The organism is Ruegeria sp. AL11, assembly GCF_056540865.1.
In genome coordinates this window covers 151,498-174,860 of the sequence record NZ_JBQFXO010000007.1, presented here as the reverse complement: position 1 = coordinate 174,860, position 23,363 = coordinate 151,498, and the positions used below count along the sequence as shown (strand labels likewise).

The 23,363-nt window shown below is 58.3% G+C and carries 14 protein-coding genes and 1 pseudogene; all 15 read right to left on the bottom strand.

What is annotated here, in order from left to right; genetic code table 11:
- Positions 1 to 26 precede the first annotated feature (26 nt).
- Entirely contained in the window at positions 27 to 749 is a 723-nt protein-coding gene (locus tag ACR0IP_RS13060; protein ID WP_170639703.1) for a protein phosphatase 2C domain-containing protein, read from the bottom strand.
- Positions 746 to 1,432 (bottom strand): type VI secretion system-associated protein TagF, encoded by a 687-nt coding sequence (tagF, locus tag ACR0IP_RS13055; protein ID WP_480525978.1) that lies wholly within the window; start codon positions 1,430 to 1,432, stop codon positions 746 to 748. Before tagF ends, ACR0IP_RS13060 begins: the two co-directional genes overlap by 4 nt.
- Positions 1,432 to 5,001 (bottom strand): type VI secretion system membrane subunit TssM, encoded by a 3,570-nt coding sequence (tssM, locus tag ACR0IP_RS13050; RefSeq protein ID WP_170467453.1) that lies wholly within the window; start codon positions 4,999 to 5,001, stop codon positions 1,432 to 1,434. Before tssM ends, tagF begins: the two co-directional genes overlap by 1 nt.
- Positions 5,001 to 6,437, bottom strand: coding sequence for a type IVB secretion system protein IcmH/DotU (gene icmH, locus ACR0IP_RS13045; RefSeq protein WP_170767548.1), 1,437 nt, complete (start codon positions 6,435 to 6,437; stop codon positions 5,001 to 5,003). Before icmH ends, tssM begins: the two co-directional genes overlap by 1 nt.
- A gap of 98 nt (positions 6,438 to 6,535) precedes the next feature.
- Entirely contained in the window at positions 6,536 to 7,876 is a 1,341-nt protein-coding gene (tssK, locus tag ACR0IP_RS13040) for a type VI secretion system baseplate subunit TssK (protein ID WP_480525976.1), read from the bottom strand.
- 39 nt (positions 7,877 to 7,915) lie between these two features.
- On the bottom strand, positions 7,916 to 9,343 hold the full coding sequence (gene tagH / locus ACR0IP_RS13035; protein ID WP_170643324.1) for a type VI secretion system-associated FHA domain protein TagH: 1,428 nt from the start codon (positions 9,341 to 9,343) through the stop codon (positions 7,916 to 7,918).
- A 10-nt stretch (positions 9,344 to 9,353) separates the two neighbouring features.
- Positions 9,354 to 9,659 (bottom strand): PAAR domain-containing protein, encoded by a 306-nt coding sequence (locus ACR0IP_RS13030; RefSeq protein WP_170467447.1) that lies wholly within the window; start codon positions 9,657 to 9,659, stop codon positions 9,354 to 9,356.
- A gap of 2 nt (positions 9,660 to 9,661) precedes the next feature.
- Positions 9,662 to 10,273 carry a DUF6931 family protein gene (locus ACR0IP_RS13025; protein WP_170378403.1) on the bottom strand — a complete coding sequence of 204 codons (612 nt, stop codon included), beginning with the start codon at positions 10,271 to 10,273 and terminating at the stop codon, positions 9,662 to 9,664.
- Positions 10,274 to 10,285: 12 nt separating this feature from the next.
- Positions 10,286 to 12,388, bottom strand: a complete 2,103-nt coding sequence (locus tag ACR0IP_RS13020) for a type VI secretion system Vgr family protein (RefSeq protein WP_480525974.1) — start codon at positions 12,386 to 12,388, stop codon at positions 10,286 to 10,288.
- Positions 12,389 to 12,422: 34 nt separating this feature from the next.
- Complete coding sequence (locus ACR0IP_RS13015) at positions 12,423 to 15,695, bottom strand: type VI secretion system contractile sheath domain-containing protein (RefSeq protein ID WP_480526120.1); 3,273 nt, start codon at positions 15,693 to 15,695, stop codon at positions 12,423 to 12,425.
- A gap of 642 nt (positions 15,696 to 16,337) precedes the next feature.
- Positions 16,338 to 16,838: pseudogene (tssB, locus tag ACR0IP_RS13010) on the bottom strand (type VI secretion system contractile sheath small subunit); the annotation flags it as partial.
- Positions 16,831 to 17,688 (bottom strand): ion transporter, encoded by an 858-nt coding sequence (locus ACR0IP_RS13005; protein ID WP_480526118.1) that lies wholly within the window; start codon positions 17,686 to 17,688, stop codon positions 16,831 to 16,833. The pseudogene tssB and the gene ACR0IP_RS13005, both read right to left, overlap by 8 nt.
- 57 nt (positions 17,689 to 17,745) lie before the next feature.
- A complete protein-coding gene (locus ACR0IP_RS13000) occupies positions 17,746 to 18,963 on the bottom strand; it encodes a hypothetical protein (protein ID WP_170549437.1) in 1,218 nt (405 codons plus the stop codon).
- Between the two features lie 83 nt (positions 18,964 to 19,046).
- The gene (locus tag ACR0IP_RS12995; protein ID WP_480525971.1) at positions 19,047 to 20,603 is read right to left on the bottom strand and encodes a hypothetical protein; all 1,557 of its coding nucleotides are present in this window, start codon (positions 20,601 to 20,603) and stop codon (positions 19,047 to 19,049) included.
- Positions 20,604 to 20,644: 41 nt separating this feature from the next.
- Complete coding sequence (gene tssH, locus ACR0IP_RS12990) at positions 20,645 to 23,362, bottom strand: type VI secretion system ATPase TssH (protein ID WP_480525970.1); 2,718 nt, start codon at positions 23,360 to 23,362, stop codon at positions 20,645 to 20,647.
- Position 23,363 lies beyond the last annotated feature (1 nt).

The window sequence follows — 23,363 nt, the reverse complement described above, 5'->3', positions numbered from 1 at the left end:
CGGCGTTCCTGCGTCCAAATGTGAAGTTAAAGGATGTCGACGACAATCACGGTAATGTTGTCGGCCCCGCCTCCATCCAGCGCGACCTGTATCAACTGATCCGAGACGGTCTCGATCGGCATATCCGATAGCGCTTTCTCCAACATCGGGAACGTCGCGTATTTACTAAGACCGTCTGAGCAGATCAGAAAACGGTCGCCTGATTGAACCTCACCACGGACCTTGTCCAGTTCAAGAACATCCCCAACGCCCACAGCCCGTGTGATCGCGTTGGACTGAGGGTGTTGCTCGGCCTCGTCCCAGCTCATCTGTCCTGCCAGTACCAGATCTGCCACGACCGAGTGATCGGTGCTAAGCATCTGGATCTTGCCCTCACGCAGCAGATAAATACGGCTGTCCCCAGCCCAAAGCCCGACGAAATGCCCATTGGCCAGCATCATGCACGCAACCGTCGTGCCAATCGTGCCGCCACCTCGGGCATCTGCCTCTTGTCGGATCACGGCATGTGCGCGCTGGATCGCGTCCCTCAATGCGGTCAACCTATCTGCTGGGGCCAAACCGGGCGGGATTGCGGCAACCATGTCTGCGACCAATCGGCTGGCATAGTCCCCCGCGTCATGCCCGCCCATCCCGTCAGCCACCAACCAGAGGCTTTCCTCGGGCAGCGCTAGCACCGCGTCTTCGTTGACCTTACGCCTTAGGCCCACATGGCTGCGTGCACTGTACCGAACGCGGTGACTTGAATTCATATTGGTCGTGCCTCGGTCCACAATGCGGCGTGTAAGTTGAACAAGCCTTGCATGTTTGCCCCATCCGGTAAACCTTCGCAGATCATCATTCGGGGGACGCCGCCGATTTCAGTGCTCCAAACGCTTGGGGTGCGATATCTTTGCGACATCAAGCCCGCCGCCAGATCAGGCAACAAGCTGTCGGAGACTTCCCCGCGGGTCAGCACCATCGTGTTCCCATGCGCGCGCACAGGAGCCGTCGGTTGCTGCGTTGGGGCTGGCAAAGCGGCCAGACCTTCGGCCAGCTTGTCGCGGGTCATGTCATCTTCGAGCGCGGCAAGCGCCAGATCTTCAAGCTGTCGGTAAACCTCAGCCGCCCGGAAATGCGCCAGCGCGGCAGACCCTTCGTTCGACACGCCAGCGACCAAGGTCAAAGGAAACCGACGTCCGACCCGATCCACCGAAGGCATCAAAACCCCCAGCATCTTTTGCGGCCCGGCCAGCCCGGGAGACAGGCAAAACCGCCAAATCGGAGCGGACATGTAATGGGAATCCCATGCCTTAGCCAAGGTTTCTGACGCAGCCAACATGCAGCGCTGTATCCACTCATCCCACGGCTGCACAAACGCCTGAGACACCCCGAGGCGGAAGAAATCTCCGACCGAGGGCATCTTGCCGAATGCACCAAACCCGCCTGTTTGCATCAGAACGACTTGGGGCAGCTGAATTTCTGCAGCGCTGGCAGGGCGAAGGGGTTGATGACCGACCCTGACTGCAACTGGAAGATTGCGATGCGACCACCGACATTGAAGATCACCTTCTTGCGGTCAGACACATTGGTGCGCCGTACCTCGGCCGCGTCCAGTAGACGGAACCAGGCCCAGGGGCCGTCCTTGGACAGAACGCTTTCGATATTGCGCTTTTCCGGCTCAAAACTGACGCGCGCCAGCCCAACCGATCCCGGCCATGTCACCGCAAGGGGTGAGGGCAAACCGCCGCGATGTTTGAACTCCAGCACTTGGCCATCAATCTCAAGCTTGACGCCTTTGGCCTTGGGATCCAGCGCCTCGGGCATGATCTGGAACTGGATTTGCGGCTGCGGACCTGCAGCAAAGAAAGCCTCCTTGATCTCGGCTGCGTTCTGGAACTGGGTCAGAACCGCCTGACTGATGCCCAGATCGGTCGCATTGACCCCGGACTTCCACGACCATGGACGCGTGCGCATATCAACATGTTTGGCGAGGTTTTCATTGAAGAACGAGTCGATCAGACCTTGCGGGCCGAACAACTTGCCAAAGTCACCCATCGCGACATCCGCGCCCGAGCGGCGGTTGAACGGATAGCGATCCCCGACGACCTGCTCGCAGAACGGCAGAACCGTCGATTGCCACCGCGCGTTGATGGACGAGCGGGTGCTATCCGAGGTGATCCCGGACGAGCCGTCGATGATCTGCAGGGCCCAGCGTTCCATCGGGCCGGGAATACGGGCGGCCTCTTGCTGGAACTGCTGCAGAGCCTGCCCGGTTTCGCCACCCGAGACTCCGCTGAACGACATTTTGTTCAGCTCCTGATATACGCTTGTCAGCGACCCCATCAGCATGTCCAGTTGCGAAGGTTGCCCCTCTTGCCGCTCAACCAATTGATGCAACCAATCGAAGCGGTCCTCGACATACTGCCCCGGCGCTTGCACGGGTTCGCCGGCATTGACACCACTGGTTTTGGCCAAGGCTTCCAACAGGATCTGTGTCTGCGCTGAGGTGGCCGACTGCAACTCAATCGCGGCGGCCCCGGAAACGCCTTCGCTGATCGCATCGTTGCCCGAGAGAATTGACCGGTTTTCGGTCAATTTCGTCTCATCCGAGATCGAATTCAGGACATTCACGATAGGCGAAGTCGGACCTGACAGCACATTGGTGACCTCAACCGCGTGGCTGAGGCTTTCCATCGGCACGATGTCGATATCGCCCAGCATCGCATCATAGCGGGCGATGTAGTCGTTGTAGTAGAGGTCAAGAACATCACGGCTGAGGGCAGCAAGAGCCTGCTCGGTCTGTTCAGCCTCACCTCGGGGTCCCAGAACCCAGCTTTCCTTCTGCACGCGTTTGGCGACGCCAATCGCCTCACCAAGGAAGACGTTATTGAAGCCATTATAGGTGAAAATACCTTCAATCCCGTCGTTCAGAGGTTTCCCGGAGGACCGCACCAGAACGCGACCAACAGCGGGGCCGCCCACTTCGGTGATGCGCCACTCCGGCAGCGCTGTGGCCGCGGGGCTGGAGACGATGCCGTTATAGACACGCTGCGCCAGTGGGAGTTCCGACAGGATACCCTGAATCTGATCCACCATCGGACCATTCAGGGCGATCTCTTGCATCGGTTGGCTCAGCATGGCGTCGAGGTGATCGTTCAGATCCGCACGGAATTCCTCACGCGATGGGCCGGGGAAGGACACGCTCCAATCAATGTTCATCCATTCCTTGACCAAATCCTGGTTCATCGGCCCCTGCAGACCCAGCATCAGATAGACCTTCAGCGCCTCATAGAGCACATCAGGGTTATTGATGTTGGCGCTCATCTGCTCTTCCAGACGCAGCAGAAGACGCGGCAACAGGCGCTGGTTCAACGCCGCGCGATAGGTTTGCGCCGCCTGTGTGCCGATAACGTCGCCCTGATAGAGACCGTAGGTAAGACGTGTTTCAGGTTCAGGATCCGACAGCGTCGGGTTGGCCGGCAGGTCGCGCAGCGTGTTCAACGCTTGCACGACCGGAACCAGATCGGTGTCGCCAACGGGGCTGGGCGGCAAGGTGGCGGCGGCGGCCTGATAGGCCGAGACACCCTCCTGCGCCTCGGCTATCAGGTCGGTATTGCCCATGAAGCTGCGCACCAGCAAAGCCCCGACCGTGACGGCGGCAATGACAGTCGCGGCAATCGAGGCCCATTTGGTGATCTTGTAGCGCTTTTCCACCTTGTCATCGGCGCTGACCAGACCAGCCTCGCGGAAGATCACCTGATCGAACAGGCGCGTCAGGAAATAGGAGCGACCCGACCCCTGCCCTGAGCCGATCGCCTGACGACCGATCCCAAAGGTCCGCGCCATGCCCAGCATCAAACGGTCAATCGGCGTGCCTTCCTGCGTGCCGGAGGTGAAATACACCCCGCGCAGCATGTGGCGATGCTGATAGCGGCTGTCCTGAAACACCTCGGTCAGAAACTCGTGTGCGACTTTGCGTACCGAGGCGACCTGCATCGGGAAACCCGCAATTAGCGCCCGACGCTGCGGGTCTGTCTCGGTCTGCATCCGCTCCAAGGACTGCGAATTCAGACGACCCAGAAGTAGGGCGAACTCCTCATCAAAAGCCGCAACCGGAGATTGCTCGCTGCGCGATTTGTCCAGTGGCAGAGTAAAGCCCCAGACCTGCTCGCGGTCTTCTTTGCCCAGATTGTCGTGGAATTCGGCAAAACCTGCGATTAGGTCGGCCTTGGTGAACAGAATATAAACCGGGAACCGCACGCCCAATTTTTCGCGCAACTCTTCCAGCCTGCGACGGACGGCTTTGGCGTGTTCCTTTTGCGTGACCTCATCCTGCAAAGACAGGTCAGACAGCGAAATCGCAATCATCGCACCATTGATCGGCTGCCTTTTGCGGTATTTCTTGAGCAGGTTCAGGAACCCGATCCAGGCCGCATTGTCGACCTCGGCGTCGCTTTCCTGCGTGGTGTAGCGCCCGGCTGTGTCTATCAAAACGGCGTTCTCGGTGAACCACCAGTCACAGTTCCGCGTACCGCCGACACCGCCAATCGCAGTCTTGCCTAGCTCATCGGCCAGCGGGAAGTTCAGGCCCGAGTTCACAATCGCTGTCGTTTTACCAGCCCCCGGAGGGCCGATCATGACGTACCAGGGCAGCTCATTCAGATGGCGCCGCCCGTTCTTGGACTTGCGCAAAGCCGCCATCGCGGTTTTCAGTTTGCCACGCAGCTCGGAAATCTCGCTGTCGATCATATCGCCGCCATCGGCGACGGATTCAGTGATCTCTTCCGTCAGTTTCTTTTCGCGACGTCGACGCAGCAAGAAAATGGTTAGACCGATCAGGAAGAAGACCAGATAGATCACCCCGCACCAGATTAGGCGAGTTCCGACCCCGTCCAGTGGCCGCCACTCATCCGAGCCGATCCACGGGCCGAAATAGTACAGACACCCAGCCAGTACCGTCGCCGTGAAGAACAGCACGGTGTAGATCGACATGAAAACATATCTTAAAACGCGGCGGATCATCAGTTCTCCTCCTGAACCAGCAGGACTTCGATCCTGCGGTTCGTGGCCCGGCCTTCGCGGGTCGAGTTGTCGGCAATCGGTTCGCTATCGGCGCGGCCTTCAGCGCTGAGGCGGTCTGGATCGGAAATCTCACCCGCCATCTGGTTCATCACCGATTTGGCCCGTGCCAGAGACAGAGCGAGGTTGGACGGAAAGCGCGATGAGCGGATCGGCACATTGTCTGAGTGCCCGGTCACGATGACCCCTCCGGGTTCGCCGTCCAACGCAACAGCCACGCGGCGCACCGGCTCCTTGAATTTGTCCTGCAGGTGATCCGAACCCGACCCGAACATGCCCGATCCCTTGATCCGGATAATCAGCGTGTTGCCCTTCTCAAAGACCTCAACCAACCCTTCGTCGATCTCAGGCTGCAGGAAAGCAACGACCTTTTCGACCTGCGGCTGCACTTGCGGCGGTGGCGGAGGAGGCGGCGGGGCGCGGCGCTGCAGCTCTGTCACTCGACCAGCATCAATCACCGACATCTGTCCTACAAGGTTTTCCGTCTTGTTGGACAGCAGATAAGACAGGCCACCAAATTCGATCAGCAGCAGCAGAGCGGTCACGCCAACAGCAATCCAGACCGGCTTCCACAGGCTGAGAGCGCGGTATGGCTTGTCGACCCCTTCCCAATGCGGGGCGAGATCCCGCTCCACGTCACCACGCTGTGCGCGAATGATCCGCGCCAGACCCTGACGGATCTGCATATGCTTGTCCGCGCCGCCCTGTTCGACGCGCAAACGCCCCTCGAACCCGAGCGAAAGGCACATGTAGACGAATTCCAGCAGCTCAATATTGTTGGCCGGGTCCTGTTCAAGACGCGCCAGCAGGTCATAGAAGCGATCACCACCGACGGTCTCTCGGTGGAAGGTGCCCACCAGCGACTGGGTCGCCCAACTGGATTGGCCACCCCACGGTGTATTCAAAACAACGTCGTCCAAAGTCGCGCACAAAGCATAGCGTGCGATCTTAACGGTCTGCGCCGCAATGCCTGCCTGCAAAGCGGCATTTTCAAACGCGCGCACCTCGGCCACAACGCTTTGGCGCAGCTTGTCCGGATCCATATGCTGCGCACGGTTGCGAATACGGCTGATCAACGAAAACAGCGACGCGGCGCAGGCATTCAGCCGGTTCATACCTGTGGTCGCAACCTCTTCTCCGCCCGACGCAGGCCGGGATTGGGGCGTCTGGGATTGAGGCACACCATAGCCGGCGCCGCCCGGCGCAGGTTGCCCCACGGGCTCGGGCTGTGGCGCTTGCATCGGATCCGGGTATCCGGCCGGTTGCTGCGGAGCCGGTTGTTGCGGCATTCCACCCGCCTGACGTCGCCCACCGGGATTGGGGCGAATGACCGTCTTGTCGGTGTCGTCCGGTTCGGCAAATGGATCTTTGTCGGACATTCTTTGACCTGTTCCCCTAAGGCTTCCGCGTCACGAGTGTGACCCACATATCAAGCCCTATCAAATTGTTTTGGCACCGCCAGTGATCACGTTCACTCTTATTGGTTGCGGATCGCCCACAGCTCCATCTCAAGTCCCGGATATTGCCCCGATACATGAACCGCGATCCCACCCGAGGTGGTCATCTTGCCCCAGTATGGGCTGGCGGCATCCAGTTCGAAATAGACGACGCCGGAGTGATATGGAATCTGCCGCGGAGCGACCGGCAACGGGCGCAGCGTGATACCGGGAAGCGCCGAGTTCACCAACTGACGGATCTCCTCAACTGGTCCGGTTTTGGCTTGCCCGGCGAAATGGCGGCGCACGTCCTCGGCCGGGATATCTGCGTTCACGGCCAGCACGAAACCGGCGTTGCCGATAAGCTTGCGGTCGGCAATCACGCCCACACTGATGCCGTATTTCCTCGCCTCCAGCGGAATCGAGACCGCTGTCTGCTCCAACACGGAACTCAAATATTGCCGCAGGGTCCGAATGACCGGCGCGAACGAGGCGGTCAGGTCGTCATGCTGGTAGGCCGGGAATTGCACGGCCTCTTTCTCAGTGCTCATGAAGGTCGCCAGCTCACCGGCGAGCGCGGCGCAGACACGGTAGACATGTTCGGGATGCACGTTTTCGATATTGGCGAAATGGCGCACCAAGGGCAGGTTGCGGTTGATGGTCATCAGCAGCAGGAAGTCCGAAATCTCGGCCGCCCCTTTGGCTGGCCCGCCATCCGAAAGACGCCCTGCTAAGGCCTGCATGCGGTGCGAAAGCATCCCCTCAAGTTCATTCATGAAACCGGCCAGTGCAGCGGCGGCGCGCACGTCCAGCACCGATGGGATGAAGCCCCGATCCAGAATGATCTCTTTGTCCGGGCGCACTTCGATGATCTTGGCAATCGGGATCGCTAATTTATCCGCCAAATCATCCACTTCCAGCGCGAACTGCAAGCGAAGTTTGCCCACACCCAAAGTAACGGGCTTTTTCTGCTGGCTCATCACATCGGTGATTTCCTGCTCGGCCGGACGCAGTCGGCTGACCGATTGCTCGGCCCCGCTCAGATCCACCTCGGATGCGCCCTGCCGCCGTTGAGGAACCGTCAGGTAAACAACGCAATCCTTGATCGTCTCGGGCACTTCCAGCGCAGGAGGGTGATCTTCAGCCTGCGGCACGCGAAACACCTGCCCGTCAGGTGTCAGCCCCGAGCAGGATTTCAAGGCAAACTGACCGACCTTGAGCACTTCATCATCGATCTCTAAGGCACTGACACCCCAACCATAAGGCGTAACCCTGCGTGCGAGACCGGCCACCAGCGCCTCGGTATACCGATCCGCCTGCTGGAAGTGATGGGGCTGCAGAAACAACCCTTCGGTCCAAAGCACCTTGCTGTCCCAGGACAATGGCTGCCCTCCCTTGTTCTTGCCGCCCGCGACGGGGCGTTACTTCAGCTTTTCCAGCTGTTCTTTATACGCGCGCGCGAATTCCCGGCTGAAGAGATCGTGAAAGTCATTCTCTGCCTGATCCGAGATATCGGCATACATCTTCTCGTAAACTTCCCAGTATTGGGCTTTTTTACCTTTAAAAAGTGACCCAAGTTTGCCGGAACCTTCAATTTTTCCTGCCAGCACCTCGGGGTCAAGCCGGGCCAGAACGCCCTTGAGAGCGGCCTCCATGCCCGTGACCATCGCGACCTCATGCGCCTTGATGTCGTTCAGCGCCTGTTCGGTCGCCTCTTCCGAGGCTAGGTAGCCTTTAACACGCGGCTTGACCAATGCCTCAATCGCCTGTTCGGGGCTGATCGAGAACTTCAACGGGTTGTTGCCGCCAGCATTGATCATGGTCTGTTCGATACGGAACTCGGACTTGATCGATGTGCGGGTCATCAGGATTTCCCGCAAACCAGTGATCATCACCCGCAACACACGGCCCATACGGCCCATTGTGGCAGGCAGATCAGCGTCGTCGATGCGCAGATCGTCGACCTCCAACGCCTCCAGCAAGGCACGGGCAGCGGATTGATCGCCACCGCTGGTCGGAACGGGATTCTCTGCCTCAACCGGTTCGGGGGGCGGAGCTACCTCGGCCTGCCCGCCCGGCTTTGGCTTGATCGGAGGCGGCGCGGTGGGTTCCGGACGCGCCGGTTCAGGCGCGGCAAATGGGTCCGAGGCAGAGCCGCCCGAGGGCGAAAGCAGATCATCGTCCCAGTCATCAGGGATCAGGTTCGCTCCGCCTGCGGAGGGTGCGGTAAACGCGTCGCTGGCCGAGGGGTTATGCATCGCATCGCTTGCGCCCATATCCGCATGCACATCCTTGGGCTTTGCAAAGAACGGATCGTCATCCTCCAAGGGCGGCAGCAGTTCATCCATCGGGTCGGGCGTGGAAATCTGCCCGGGCCCTTTGGCTTCACCGCCCAAAAGATCATCAAGAAAATCCCCGCCTGGAGCGGCATCGTCCAGCAACGCCATCGGATCCGGCGCGTTCTGGGACATACCCGGAGACACCCCCGCCTGTTGCGCAGGCTGGGGGATCGATTCTTCGAAACTGGGCAGGTCCGCCCCAATTTCGACAACCATCTCGTACCCACCCGCAACCAGCACGTCGCCATTGTTGAGCGGCGTCGGTGTCCGGCCTAGAGGTATTTTCGAGTAGTTCAGAAAAGTTCCGTTCGTCGACAGATCAACAATCACCACGTTTCCATTGTGATCTTCAATCACGAAATGGCTTTTGCTAAGCGTCTTTTCAGGGTCAGGCAGAACCAAGTCATTGGCCGGCCCACGCCCCACGGTCAAAGAGCCCCCCTGCATCGAGACCGGGCGCCCGTCGCCCGGCACCACGCCGGTGGATTGGAATTTCAAAGTGACCGTCATTCGTTTGTCTTCATCCTCCGACCAGTACGGTAAACTCGCCCTTGATGATCGGACCACCACAAGCGCAGGTATCCGTTACACGGGCGGCAGGCAGCTTGCCGATCAGGACGGTGGCCGAACCCTTGATGATCGGGTGCGGAAATGCCGGTGTCGCCATATCTGACAGACGCGCCGCGGGCAGTTTACCCACCAGAACCGTCGTACAGCAGGGCGGCATGATCGGCATCGGCACCGGAGCTGGCGGTGGCGGGGCTGGCGGAGGAGCAGGCAGCGTACACGCATGCAAATCCAAGATTCGTGCTTGCGGGAATCCCATGCTTACTCCTCTTTCTCAGCGCTGGCGTTCTCGCGGTCCAGCTTACCATTTCCACCCCGAGCAATATCGACCCCACGGTCAATCAGCAACTGCACGTAGGAGTCAAAATCCTCTTCATGTTTGTCCATTGCAACAACATTCATCGCAAAGGCCACAACTTCGGCCGCACCGAGAGGGGCCGGAACGTTGGCCAGATCACCCGAACCCAAGGTTCCGTCCGAGTATAACACGCCCATGGCGCAATTTACCGTCTCATCGTCTGGTTCGGCGAGATCAATCGTCGCGCCCGCCTTGTCGCGGTTTTCAGGCGTAGGGCGAAACACCCATTCCTCAGACGCCGCCAGTGCGGGCGTGTTGTTGTCCGGGGCCTCACCGATATAGTCGCGCGCGGCCAGACAAGACCACCACACGCGCTCTCGGGCAGGCAAGGCCACCCCCAGAAGGCGTAGGATATCGATCACTGCGCCTTTCTCTTCCAATTCAGTCAACACCACATCCAAAGGCGCACTGGCCGGGGCCTCTAGCTTGACGCTCAGGCGGGCATTGGCATCGGCCAGCATGCGCGCAGCGGGCATCTGGGGCGTTTTGGTCATTCCGGAAAAACGGTCTGTCATCGCGTTGCCCCCTTAGTTGATCATTGTCAGGCCGCCCTTGAGGGTCAGCATGGCGTCACCGTTGACCGTCGTCATCGGGCTTTTTGCATCCAGCTTGGCATTGGCCTGGACTTTGATCATCGTGCTCTTGATCGTAATGCTTGTCGGGTCCAGTTTGATCGATGAGCCACCAACCTTCAATTCGATCGACTTCATTGCGGTCATTGTGATCTTGCCCATTTTGGCATCGACCTGAATGTCACCCATCTTTACCGTCGTGGATTTGTCGCCTTCCTTGATCGTTTCGGCGTGATTGCCGGTGACGGTGCGGGTGGACTTGCCCTCGATAGTCTCGGTCTGGTCAGTCTTGATGCTGACCGTCTGGTTACCCTTCTCGATGGTGAAGGTATGGTCACCTTCCTTGATCGTCTCATCCACGTTCTTCTTGACCACTTGGCTGAGGCAGCCGTCACCGCCATTGCCACCCTTGTCCAGCTTGTCATAGCCAATGGTAATCGTGGACATATTCTTGACCAGCTTCTCGTGATCCTTCTGCGCCTGAAAGCGCACGAGTTCGGCGTCTTTCTTGTCCTCGAACATCAGCTCGTTGAACGTCTCGGCGCTGCCCTGTTTCGAGGACCGCGTCTTGATCCCAGTTTGCGTCTGGTTTGCAGGCAAGGCATAGGGTGGCATGGTGTCGGCATTGTAGAGCATGCCCGTGCAGATCGGCCGATCCGGATCACCCTCTTCAAACTGGATGACAACTTCCTGCCCAATCCGAGGGATGCTGACCATACCCCAGTTCTTACCCGACCAAGGGGTGACAACCCGCACCCAGCAGGTAGTCTTTTCGTCCTTCTTGCCTTCGCGGTCCCAATGGAACTGAACCTTGATGCGACCGTATTTGTCAGTCCAGATTTCCTCACCAGCCTTGCCGGTCACGATGGCCGTATGCAGACCCGAGATTTCTGGCCATGGGATCGTGCGCAGCGATTTGAATTCGGTTTTGCCGGGCTGGGCCTCAAACTCGACCATGAACATCTCATTGCTGTCCTCTGGAAACTCCAGCGCACCGGTGTCCAGATCCTTGTCGTTCTTGGCAAATCCATAACCTTCGGTGGTCTGAAGAAAATACCGCGCCTTGGTGATCAGGTATTCCGCGTTCTCCGCCTTGTCGGGATGATCCTTCAGCGTGAACTTGCGCCCGGTTTCCAGCGCCCGGACCGAAGCCCGCCCGCGCCGCCGGTCGAACAGAGCATCCTCCGCCGTCATCCGCACCTTGGCCAACGTATTGCCCGGCCCGGTTTCCTTGTAGTGACCTGGAATATCGTAAAGCTCTAGCTTGTCCTTGAACCCGTGCTTTGCCCCGGTCGGTGTTTTGGCCCGCGCATCCAGCGATGCCTTGGGTTTTTCGAAATCAAAATCGCCTAGCGAGACAACTCCGGGCCGGATCGACTCGGACGCGGCCCATTCGGTGACCGAGTCACCAAGACGTTGGCTGTAATCATCCCCGCCCCGGAATTCGACCTTTGCGTCCCCGGCAATCGGCGTATGCGCGTTTGGTCCGTCGCACATGACCAGCGTCTCATTCTTGTCTTTGGCATTCGTGTAATCGAAATAGTAGTAAATGCCCTCTTCCTGCATCAGGCGCGAGATAAAGTCGAAATCTGTTTCGCGATATTGCACGCAATATTCGCGCTGCTGGTAAGTGGCGCGGAGGCTTTTTCTGAAATCCGTGAGCCCGTATTCACCGAAAATCTTTTCGATAATCTGCACGGCAGTCATCTCCTGAAAGATGCGACTGTCAGTGGTCTGCGTCAGCAACCAAAACCACGGGCGCAATTCGGCCAGAAACTGCACATAGCCATCGCGCAGCGCCAGCCGCTCCACCCTCACGATCGTGCCAGTGAATTTACGCTCGGCCCCGTCAGCAGCCAAATGGATGGTCATCACCTTGCCCAGTAGCTTGTCCAACGCAATCGTCGTCTTTTCCGACAGGAATTCGACCTGAATTTCGGTCAGTTTTCCCAGCTCTTCCGAGACGACGGCCCGCCTGATGACAAGATCATCCTCACCATAGCTATACGACCCCGTTATCCGAAGCGGCCACTCTTTACTTTGCAGACTCTCAGCCATTTACCGTTCCTTCCAATTCTCGTTCACCGCGCCGTCACAAATCTTTCAGCAGTGCAGCAAGTTCGGGGTCCATATCTTCTTCATCACTATCGTCACCGTCATCATCGTCCCCGAATGACGCCAGCAGATCGTCAAGATCGCCGCTGTCGTCATCTCCAAGATCCAGATCGAGGTCGAAATCATCGTCGTCGCCTGTATCGAGATCCAGATCCAAGTCCAGATCGTCATCCTCATCGGCCTCGGGCGCAGCTGGTACATCCGGTGATGGCGCAGGAGCGGGCATACCGGCCCACGGGCCCAGAATCTCTTGCCCAGCAACCGAGTTGAACGAGCCCAGCCGGATTTCATCGCGGCCTTTGACAGACAGTACCGGCATATAGCCGCGCTGGACCGAGTGTTCGTGCTTGGCCAACGTGATATTGCGTTCCGTACAGGGCAGCGCCACCTGATCGCCATAGCGGTCATTAACGAAATGGTAAGGTATGCCACCCAAGCTCATGACCGAGCCCAAATTCATCGCCTTGCCATTTTGCTTGAAGGACCGCGCCAACAAGATCGTCACCAGAACCGCCGGATTGGCCCAAAGCATGCCGCGCAGGCCTTCAGACTCGGTGAATTCCTCAAAATCGAACTCATAGATCGGCTCGGACTTGGCGCCGTAAGGCCGCCGCAGCAGGAACCGGGGAGAGGCCAGGCCGACATGCCCGGCTTCGGGCATCGCCCGCAGGGTATCCCAGGCTTCGACTACCAGCGGGTGGCGATCCTCGGGCTTCACATCCAGATAGGCCGGGGTGATTGCGCTGATGAACGGCGCATCCACATGGGCCGCGACGCGGCCAATACGGCCCAGCAATTCCGCATGAGGCGGTGTTTCCTCAAAAGTATAAAGTCCGATCAACGCCGAATACCCGCCGCGCCCGTTTTCTTCGTCCAACGGCTCTTCGGTCAGCAACCGAACCAGACCGGTTTTTGCCAAATCTTCCTCGGCGGCCAAATCTGCCGCGATCTCTTCGGCCGAGACGTCATACAGAACCACGTCGAGCGTATCGTCATCCTCAACACTGCGTGCAATCAGATCGAGGCTTCGCCACTGCGCTTCGACGGATTGGAACTCCGGGTGATGCAGGACCATCCGCATGGCCGCGCTCAGCGCCTCATCCACGGCCTTTTGCATCGCCTGCACATCGGGGCTGGGCAGTTTGCGAATATGCGGGCCGACCACGCGTTTCAGCAAGTCATCAACTGGTGAGGCCTGCGCCAGCTCTCCCGACGTATCACCAATCAGCTTCTGAAAATCGCTGAGCTTCAGGTCAGCACGAACAGTGTTACCGCCCGAGGATTTGCGTGGCGGCACAACCGCCTGCCCGAACTCTTCCCCCCAACCAATCAGCTGTTTGGCGGCGTGATCTGCAGTCCCACCCGCGCTCAGCTGGCTTTTCAGACCCGAGAGGCCATCGAACAGTTCAACCTTTTCATAAAGCTCGTCGGGATGCAGATCGTCCAGCTCTTTCAGCTTCACTTCTATCCCGGCCCCGTCCTTGCCAATCGGCAGCACGAGATCGGTTGCGAACCCCTCGATCACCTCTTCGACCGTATCGGGGTCCAGAATGATCGGCTTACGTGCGGCCAAGGCGTCGCCGGTCTCGATTTGCCCACGCGCCGCTCGGCCAGAGAAATCGCCGAAGATCGCGATCCGGAATCGGGTGCGCTTCAGCCGTTCTGGGTCAGGTCGATCCGCGCTCATGCGGCCGAATGCCAATTGCGGCTCGTCCTCCAATTCCGCTGTGTCGCCTAAGGTGTCATCGGCGTCGAGGTCACCCAGCAGAGCATCCAGATCATCAGATTCGCCCTCGTCGTCCAGATCTAGATCGCCCAGCAAAGCATCCAAGTCATCTGTCGCTTCGTCAGAGGATGCCTCGCTATCCTCATCTGCGCCCAAATCGTTCAACAGATCATCAAGGTCGTCTGAACCAATTTCATCGTCGCCAAGATCCGCCAACAGAGCGTCCAGATCATCTTCTGAACCCTCCTCAGACGAACTGTCCTCATCCGACCCCAGGTCGTTCAGCAAGGTATCCAGATCATCCCCGCCTGCATCTTCATCCTCAACATCGTCGCCAAGGTCTGCCAGAAGCGCATCGACATCATCTGTATCCACGTCTTCGGTCTCATCACCGCCGTCAAGATCGCCCAGAAAGGCGTCAAGATCGTCCGCGCCAGTATCTTCATCCTCTAAATCATCGCCAAGGTCCGCCAGCAGCGCATCCAGATCATCTGTATCCGCATCTTCTGTCTCATCATCGCCTTCAAGATCACCCAGCAAGGAGTCCAAATCGTCTGCAGCAGCGTCGCTGTCCGGCTCGGATTCCAAATCACCCAGAAGCGCATCCAGATCGTCAGACGCATCATCTGACGTCTCTTCGAGATCGCCCAGCAGATCGTCCAGATCATCGCTCGCTTCATCACCTGATGCAAATGGATCCTCATCCGACCCAAGGTCATTCAAAAGATCATCCAGATCGCTGTCAGGCTCTTCGGCCAAATCCGCAAGAACATTTTCTACGTCGGCTTCGTCAACCTCATCAGCTTCGGCTTCCACCAAATCCCCGAGGATGTCATCCAGAACATCCTCCTCCGGCTGTGCCTCATCAGCTGAATCCGCCAGATCGGCAAGCAAATCATCTAGGTCGGACGTATCTGCCTCTGGATCAGGTTGATCGTCACTGGCCAGATCACCAAGGATGTCCTCCAACGGATCCGCCTCATCCGTGCGGTCCAGTTCGGGCACCGAGGCAAGTATATCACCCGCAGCAGGCTCATCAGCCTCATCGGGAGCCTTCTCCGCCAGATCATCCAACAGGCCGTCCAGATCAACGTCGTACGCCACCTCATCTGGGGCAGTTTCGGCGAGGTCGGACAAAATGTCCGAATGATCTTCTTCGGCCTCTTCAGCGGCATCCGGAAGCGATGAAAGCGCCGCATCCAGTGCGCCGTCCTCTTCCGCCTCCTCCAGTTCCAGTTCGGCCAGTTCCGACAGGATATCATCGCTCTGATCCGTCTCAGATGCGGCTTCAACCTCGGGCACTGAGGCGAGAACATCGCCGAGCGTGTCCTCTTCGACCTCAATATCCAACGCAGAATCTGCAAGGTCTGACAGGATGTCATCGGACCCATCAACATCATCCGCGACATCAGTTTCCGGCAAAGACGCGAGGGCATCGGACACAGAGCTGTCTTCGACCTCTTCCGTGTCCAGATCGCTGAGGTCAGATAGAATATCGGAGGTCACATCCTCAACCTCGGCCATGTCGGGCGCAGCATCGGCCAGGTCGGCAAGAACATCCGCCGAGGCATCCGAAACATCAGGCAGCTCAACCTCTGGAACAGAAGATAGAGCATCCGCGACCGACGTATCCTCGGGCTCATCATCAGGCTCAGAACTGGCCAGATCGGACAAGATATCATCCGACGCGTCCTCTTCCGCCGTAGTCTCGACATCTGGCAGGCTGGATAGGATGTCATCTGCGGCGGTGTCTTCAACCTCATCCGCCGGCGCAGCTTCGGCCAATTCCGCCAGAATATCACCTGATGTGTCGGCCTCTTCGACAACCTCGGTTTCCGGCAGCGAAGACAAAGCGTCCGAGAGAGAGGTGTCCTGAGCCGTTTCCTCGGGCGCGGAAGCTTCCAGATTGGACAGGACATCCGCGCTGTCATCTACAGGTTCTTCGGGTTCAATCGAGTCAGGCAGATAGGACAAAGCATCTGCAACGGTTGTATCTTCCGGCGCATCCTCCGGAGCGTCAGCCGCCAGCTCGGAAAAGACGTCAGCCGATTGATCCTGCGCCTCGGCGGTCTCAACCTCGGGTAAAGTCGCAAGCGCATCCTCCACCGAATTGTCGGCTGGGGCATCCTCGGGCATCATATCCCGCAAGGCGTCCAACGTGGCCTCATTGTCCTGCTCGGGGAGCGTACTGCCCGCAAGCGCGCCCAGAAGGGCCGGATCGGCCAGCACTTTTTCGATCAGCGTCTCGGCCCCGGTCTTCCCATCCATATAGGCCATCAAGGTCGACAATTGCGTGCGGGCCTCAAGCAGTTTACGCAGAGGCTCGATTTTTGACGCGATCTGGGCCGGGGTGAAATCAGCCATCTTCTCGAATGTCAAATCGACGGACAGATTGCCCTCACCCGTCAGTGTATTGGGCACGGCAAATTCAACGCGCGGGGCCATGGCCTTCATACGGTCGTCGAAATTGTCGACATCAATTTCAAGGAATTTACGATCCGAAACTGCGGGCGTTTCAACCGAGGACTTGCCGGAGAGATCACTCATCACGCCCATGACAAAGGGCAGTTGAACCTTTTTCTCGGCCCCGTAAAGCTCAACATCATATTCAATCTGAACGCGCGGAGCACGATTGCGGGCAATGAATTTCTGAGAGCTGTCAGCCATCGGTTTGACCTTTCAACTCGGACACTTCACGCCGCAGGGCGCGAACTTCGACCAGCAGTTCCTTGACGCGATCGTCTACGATATCAGTCTCGCTGCGCACCAGTTCTCGCAGATGCGAGAACTCCTCAACCGACTCGTCCTCCACAGCGGATTGCATAGTGTTGACCAGCAGACCGATGAACAGGTTCAGAACTGAAAAGGCAGTGATGACGATGAACGGTACGAAGAAAATCCAGGCGGTGGGATGAACCTCCATCACTGGACGGACGATGCCCATTGACCAGCTTTCCAGCGTCATGATCTGGAACAGCGAATAGAGCGATTTACCCAAAGAACCGAACCATTCCGGGAAATCCGGGCCGTACATCAGCGTCGCCATGACGGCGAAAACGTAGAACACGATCGAGATCATGATGATCACCGCGCCCATCCCCGGCAGCGCGTCCAGTAAGGCCTGGACCACAGCCCGCATCTGCGGGATGACCGATAGCAAACGCATCGCCCGGATGACGCGCAACCCACGCAGCGCGGACAGCCCGTCGCGGTTGGGCAGCAATCCCAGCGTAACAACAACAAGGTCAAAGATGTTCCAGGCGTTGTTGAAGAAGCTGAACCGGTAAGCATAGAATTTCATCAACAGCTCGGCCACGAAAACGCCCAGCACGATCTTGTCGATCACAACCAGGGTCGGGCCAATACTCGATTGAACCGAAGGAGAGGTTGATAGCCCCAGCGTGATCGCGTTGAAAATGATCACACCAAGAATGGTGTTGGTTACAGCCTTACGCTCGACAAACTCGCGCACGGTGTCGCGGAGCGTTTCGCTCTTCTCGATACCGGGTTCCACCAACACCTCCTGTTGCTTTGGGTGTCGGGCACGGCGAACCGCACCCGAAGATTTACGTGTTTAACCAACGACGTCGCTGATTCCGTCCACCAGTTTGTAGACCCCTTTGACCGAGGTAAACATTGTCTTGGTCTCTTTCAGAACCGTCATCTTGTCCAGCTTCTTCAGCTTGTCCATGATCGTGGTGTCATCCACTTTCAGACCGTTGCCTTCCATCAGAGCCTCCATCTCGGCCAGGAACTTCTGACGTTCCTCGAGCTTGGCGGCCATGGCGCTGGCTTCTCGCTTGACGGCCATGCATTCGGCCCCCAGCTTGACTCCCTCTTTCAGGGTTTTCTGCGACTTCGCAGCCTTCATCAGCTTGTCAGCGGCCTTGCCCAGATCATCGACCTTGTGGCGCGTCTTCGTCGTATGCTCGCGATAGAGCGCGCGCTTCTTGTTTGAATCCTTCTGGTAGACTTGATAGCCCTTGATCGCGAAATCCGCGATTTCCTTTGCGATCTTCTTTGCATCGCGGCCCTTGGTGACCTCATCCCCCATGGCGAGGGCCTTGGCGGTCAATTTCTTGATTGCTTCCATCGGTTTCTTGACTGAGATACCGGATGTATCGGTAATCCCCTGCCGTTCAGCCGCCTGCATGATCGAGGTGCCGCGTAGCTTGATGTATTTCTGGATGGCGCCTTCCAAATCCTTGCGCAGCTTTTCTTCGCCCTTCAACTGCTGCTGCACCTCTTTGCCCAGATCGTAGACCTGTTTGACAATGGTCTTGTAGGCCATAACATCCGCGCCCGAGGTCGCAACCAGCCGCGTGACAGCCGTGCCGATCTTGATCACACCAGCTGTCACCTTCAGCGTGGTCTTGACCCGCGCTTCTTTCAGCAGCTTGTCCTTGTTCGCTTCAACCTTGATCTGCTTTTCGATCGCCACCTGGGCCGCCCCTTCCGCGGACCGCAGGGCGTTCTTGATCATCTGGTTGGTGGCCTGGATCATCTTCTCAGCTTCAGCCTGAGATTTCTGACCCGGCGTCTTCATCAGCTCGGCGACTTTCTTGTCGAGCTTGACCGCCTCTTGGCTGATCACCGTCTCATAGCGCTCCAGCTCCTTCATGCCGGCCGCTTCAAGACGTTTCAGCGTAGTCGACGGCACCGGACCCTTGGCCGTGACTTCGAATTTGACGTCAACGCGGTAGCTGGGGATCTCGATATACTGAAGCTTGGGCTTCGACCGGATGAGATCGACCACGTAAAACTTGTGAGGTGTAACTGTCTGCTTTGCCATTTTTTCGCGCCTATATTCCGTTTCGTTCCTGCCGGATGAGGTCGGCGCCACGTGGCTTTGGGCCACGGGCGCCGCCCCGTCGCTTAGCCGATCGCTTCTTCCAGCTGATCCTTGCCTTCCGAGGCAATGTCGTTGAACAGCCCAAGCGCCGTGTTGACTGTGTCGAGCGTGCTCGACGCTTCCTTGAAGCCAACCCCAGCATTTGCACCCGCAAGCGTCAGGTTGACGACAACCGGGAATACCTTGTCGAAGATCTGCGCGTATTTCGGATTGCTCGAGTTCAGCGCATCCAGCATCTTCTTGAGGTTCGGCGCGTTCTTATCCGCGTCCGAGACCCGCTTCATCATATCCGAACACCCATCCAAACCCTTCTGCAACGAGGTACGGGCTTTCTTGAGCTTGTCCAGATACTTGCCGGCCTTCTTCGCGTCAGCCTGTTTCATGGCTTTCTCAAGCTTGTCGCATTCCTGCAGGCCCTTCATGATCGCCTGAGACAGTTTGCGCCCACCAACTTCAAGCCCGGCGACTTTGTTTTGCCACAGACCATAGTTCTTGTCGCATTTCGGCAGAGTGGCCAGGAACGGCGTATCGGTGCCCAAAATACCCTTTAGGACTGAGGCACCAACCTCGGCACCGCCCTGAACCTGCTTTTTGGCCTCGCCTTCCGCGGTGCGATACCGCTTGAGGAGCGTGTCCAGATCGCTTTTGAGGTTCTTTTCGACCTTCTCGGCCTCTTGCGCAGCGTCCTTGATCTTATCAGCCAGTTGCGCAACGCCCCGCACCAGCGAGACGATCCCCAAGGCCAGCGACGCGCCGCCTGTTGCGGCCGCACCTGCCACACCTGCGGCCCCACCGACGACACCCAACACGCCAAGCGTGATGTCAAAGCCGGTTTTGACCTTATAGTCCTTGTACTGCTGCTTGCGCTTCACAAAGGCCTGCCAGCGCTTGGCCGGGATCGACTCATAGTGCTTTTTGGCGCCGTTCATGATGGTCGCCAGCTTGTCGTCGAACCCCTTGATCAACGCCGCGCGTTTCTTTGCGTCGCTGGCCTTCTTGATCGCCGCATCCGTCGCCATCAGCTCTTTGGCGATTAAGGCAACCAGTTTGTCGGTCACCGCATTGGCGTCATCGACCATTTGCTGCGGCGTGACATAGTCGCCTTCATCTTCCAGGACATCCAGAAGATCATCGTTCAGCTTCAACTGGAACGCATAGCCCTTCAGCTCTTTCAGCCAGTCGGGCTTGTATTTCTTGGTAATCTCGGTGCCCAGGTCCTTTTTCCAGATAACAACCGACTTACCCAGTTTCTGCTTGGGCGCATCGGTCGAGGCCGACTTGGCCCGAGCCGCTGCGTCCTTTTTCTTTTCCTCGATTTCCTTTTCTTTCTTGTCGATGATCTTGGGGTACTTTTTCAGGACCGTCACAGTATCCGAGTGCTTGCTGCCCGCGAGCTTCACAGCCTCGGCCACCTTGCGCTTGACGTTGGACAAGGCTTTCAAAGTCTTGTCCCAATCCATCTGATCTTCGGCGACCTGGTATGCTTTCAAAGCATCGCCCAGGCCGGTCTTCTTCATCAGCTTCGGTTTGTTCTTGGACCACCATTTCTGATCCAGTTCCGGTGTCATAGTCGCCTTCATAAAGTGTCCCCTTTCTCGGTCAGACGCATCATGCGTTGCGCTCAATCAAACCCGTAAGTGAAGTCCCCGTCTGTGACGTCGATCACGACTTTGGAAACTTCTTCACCCTCCATCATTCTTTTTAGGAATTCTGCCGAGATATCCGGCAGCATTGTATTGGTCACGATCGCGTCGATCATACGACCACCGCTGTCCAGCTCCTGACAACGATTGACGATCTCGTCCACCACGGCGTCGGTGTATTCGAATGGTACACCATGAGCAGATTCGACGCGCTTTTTGATTCGGCCAAGTTGTAGCTTTGTAATCTCGCCCAGCATTTCGGGGCTGAGCGGATAGTAGGGAATCGTCACCAGACGTCCCAACAGCGCTGGCGGGAACACCTTCAAAAGCGGATCGCGCAGCGCCTTGGCCATGCCTTCGGGATCAGGCATCAGGTCCGGGTCCGCACACATGTCCATGATCATCTCGGTGCCGACATTCGAAGTCAGCAGAATCAGCGTGTTCTTAAAGTCGATCACGCGGCCCTCGCCATCCTCCATGACGCCTTTATCGAAGACCTGGAAAAAGATCTCATGCACATCCGGGTGGGCCTTTTCGACCTCGTCCAGCAGCACGACCGAGTATGGCTTGCGCCGCACCGCTTCGGTCAAAACGCCACCTTCGCCATAGCCGACATAGCCCGGAGGCGCACCTTTCAGGCTGCTGACGGTATGCGCCTCCTGGTATTCGGACATGTTGATGGTGATGACGTTCTGTTCGCCGCCATAGAGAACTTCGGCCAGCGCCAGAGCGGTTTCGGTTTTGCCGACGCCGCTGGTGCCTGCCAACATGAAGACACCGATGGGTTTGTTCGGGTTGTCCAACCCCGCGCGGCTGGTCTGAACGCGCTTGGCGATCATCTTCATCGCGTGGTCCTGACCGATCACACGTTGGGCCAGACGGGTTTCCAGATTTAGGATCGTTTCGATCTCATCCTTGACCATGCGGCCCACGGGGATACCGGTCCAGTCACCAACCACGCTGGCCACCGCCTGATGATCCACGATGGGCAGGATCAGCGGGCTATCGCCCTGCACTTCTTCCAACTCAGCGTTCTTGGCTTTTAGTTCGGCCAATAGTGCCTCACGGTCGATGGGCTGTGCGTCCGGAGCCTCTTCGGTCGCGGCTTCGCCTTCGGCGGTGCCAGTGCCTTCGACCTCCTGCCCGCCAGCGCGCAGCTTGGCCCGCAGGTCGAGGATTTCTTCGACCACCTTCTTCTCGGCCTCCCAACGCCCGTTGAGTTCGGCCAGCCGCGCCTCTTCAGCCTCTTTCGCGGCATTCACCGCCTCGCGCCGGTCGGCAACGTCATAGCCTGCAGTCTCATCGCGTTCGATGATTTCCAGCTCGGTGGTCAGAGCCTCAATCCGGCGCTGGCTGTCATCCACCTCAGCCGGAACCGCGTGCTGAGACACCGCGACCCGCGCACAGGCCGTATCCAGCAGGCTGACCGATTTGTCCGGCAGTTGCCGCGCTGGGATATAGCGCGCGGACAGCGTCACTGCCGCCTCGATCCCTTCGTCCAGCACCTGCACGCGGTGGTGTTTTTCCAGCATCGAGGCGATGCCGCGCATCATCAGAACCGCTTTTGGAATATCGGGCTCTTCCACGTGCACAACTTGGAAACGACGGGTCAGAGCCGGGTCCTTCTCGATGTATTTCTTGTACTCCGCCCATGTGGTCGCGCCGATGGTGCGCAGCGTGCCACGCGCCAGCGCCGGTTTCAGCAGGTTGGCCGCGTCGCCCGTTCCGGCAGCGCCCCCAGCCCCGACCAACGTATGAGTCTCATCGACAAACATCACAATTGGAGTCGGGCTCGCCTGAACCTCATCAATCACCTGACGCAGACGGTTTTCGAACTCGCCCTTCATGGACGCACCCGCTTGCAGCAGGCCCACATCCAAAACCAGCAAACGCACATCTTTCAGCGCGGGCGGCACGTCCCCTCGCGCGATCCGCAAAGCAAACCCTTCGACCACTGCTGTTTTACCAACGCCAGCCTCACCCGTCAGGATCGGGTTGTTCTGACGACGGCGCATCAATACGTCGACGATCTGGCGGATTTCTTCGTCACGACCCACGATTGGGTCAATCTCACCATTGCGGGCCTGTTCGGTCAGGTCGGTGCAAAACTGCTCCAACGCTTCGCCCTTGCCCATCGCGCCGGGGGCCATTGCGCCGCTGGCCTCGCCCGGCTCGGCGCCACCACCCACGTTCGAGCCATCCTGCGCGCCGAGCGTGTCCTCGGGTGAGCCGTCGGTGGCCTCAGAAAAACTGTCGGCCAGATCATCCGCGCCAATCTGTGCCAGCTCCGGCGACATGCTGGCCAGAATGTTTCGCAGCGCAGGCGTCTTGAGCATGCCGAGGATAAGATACCCAGTCCGCACCTTGCTGTCGGAATACAGCAACGAGCCCCAGACCCAACCGCGCTCCATCGCGTCCATCAAGTGATCGGATAGATCCGAGATCGAGGACGCACCGCGCGGCAGCATGTCCAGGCTGCGCGTCAGTTCCGATGCAATCTTGCCCGGATCCAGATCGTAATGCTGGATGATGCGGTGAATGTCGCTGTCCTGGCCGTTCAGGATCTGATGCAGCCAGTGTTGGATTTCGACATACGGATTGCCCCGCATCTTGCAGAACACGGTGGCCCCTTCGATGGCCTGATAGCCCAGCTTGTTCAGCTTGCCGAACAGCGACACACGGCTGATTTCCGTCATC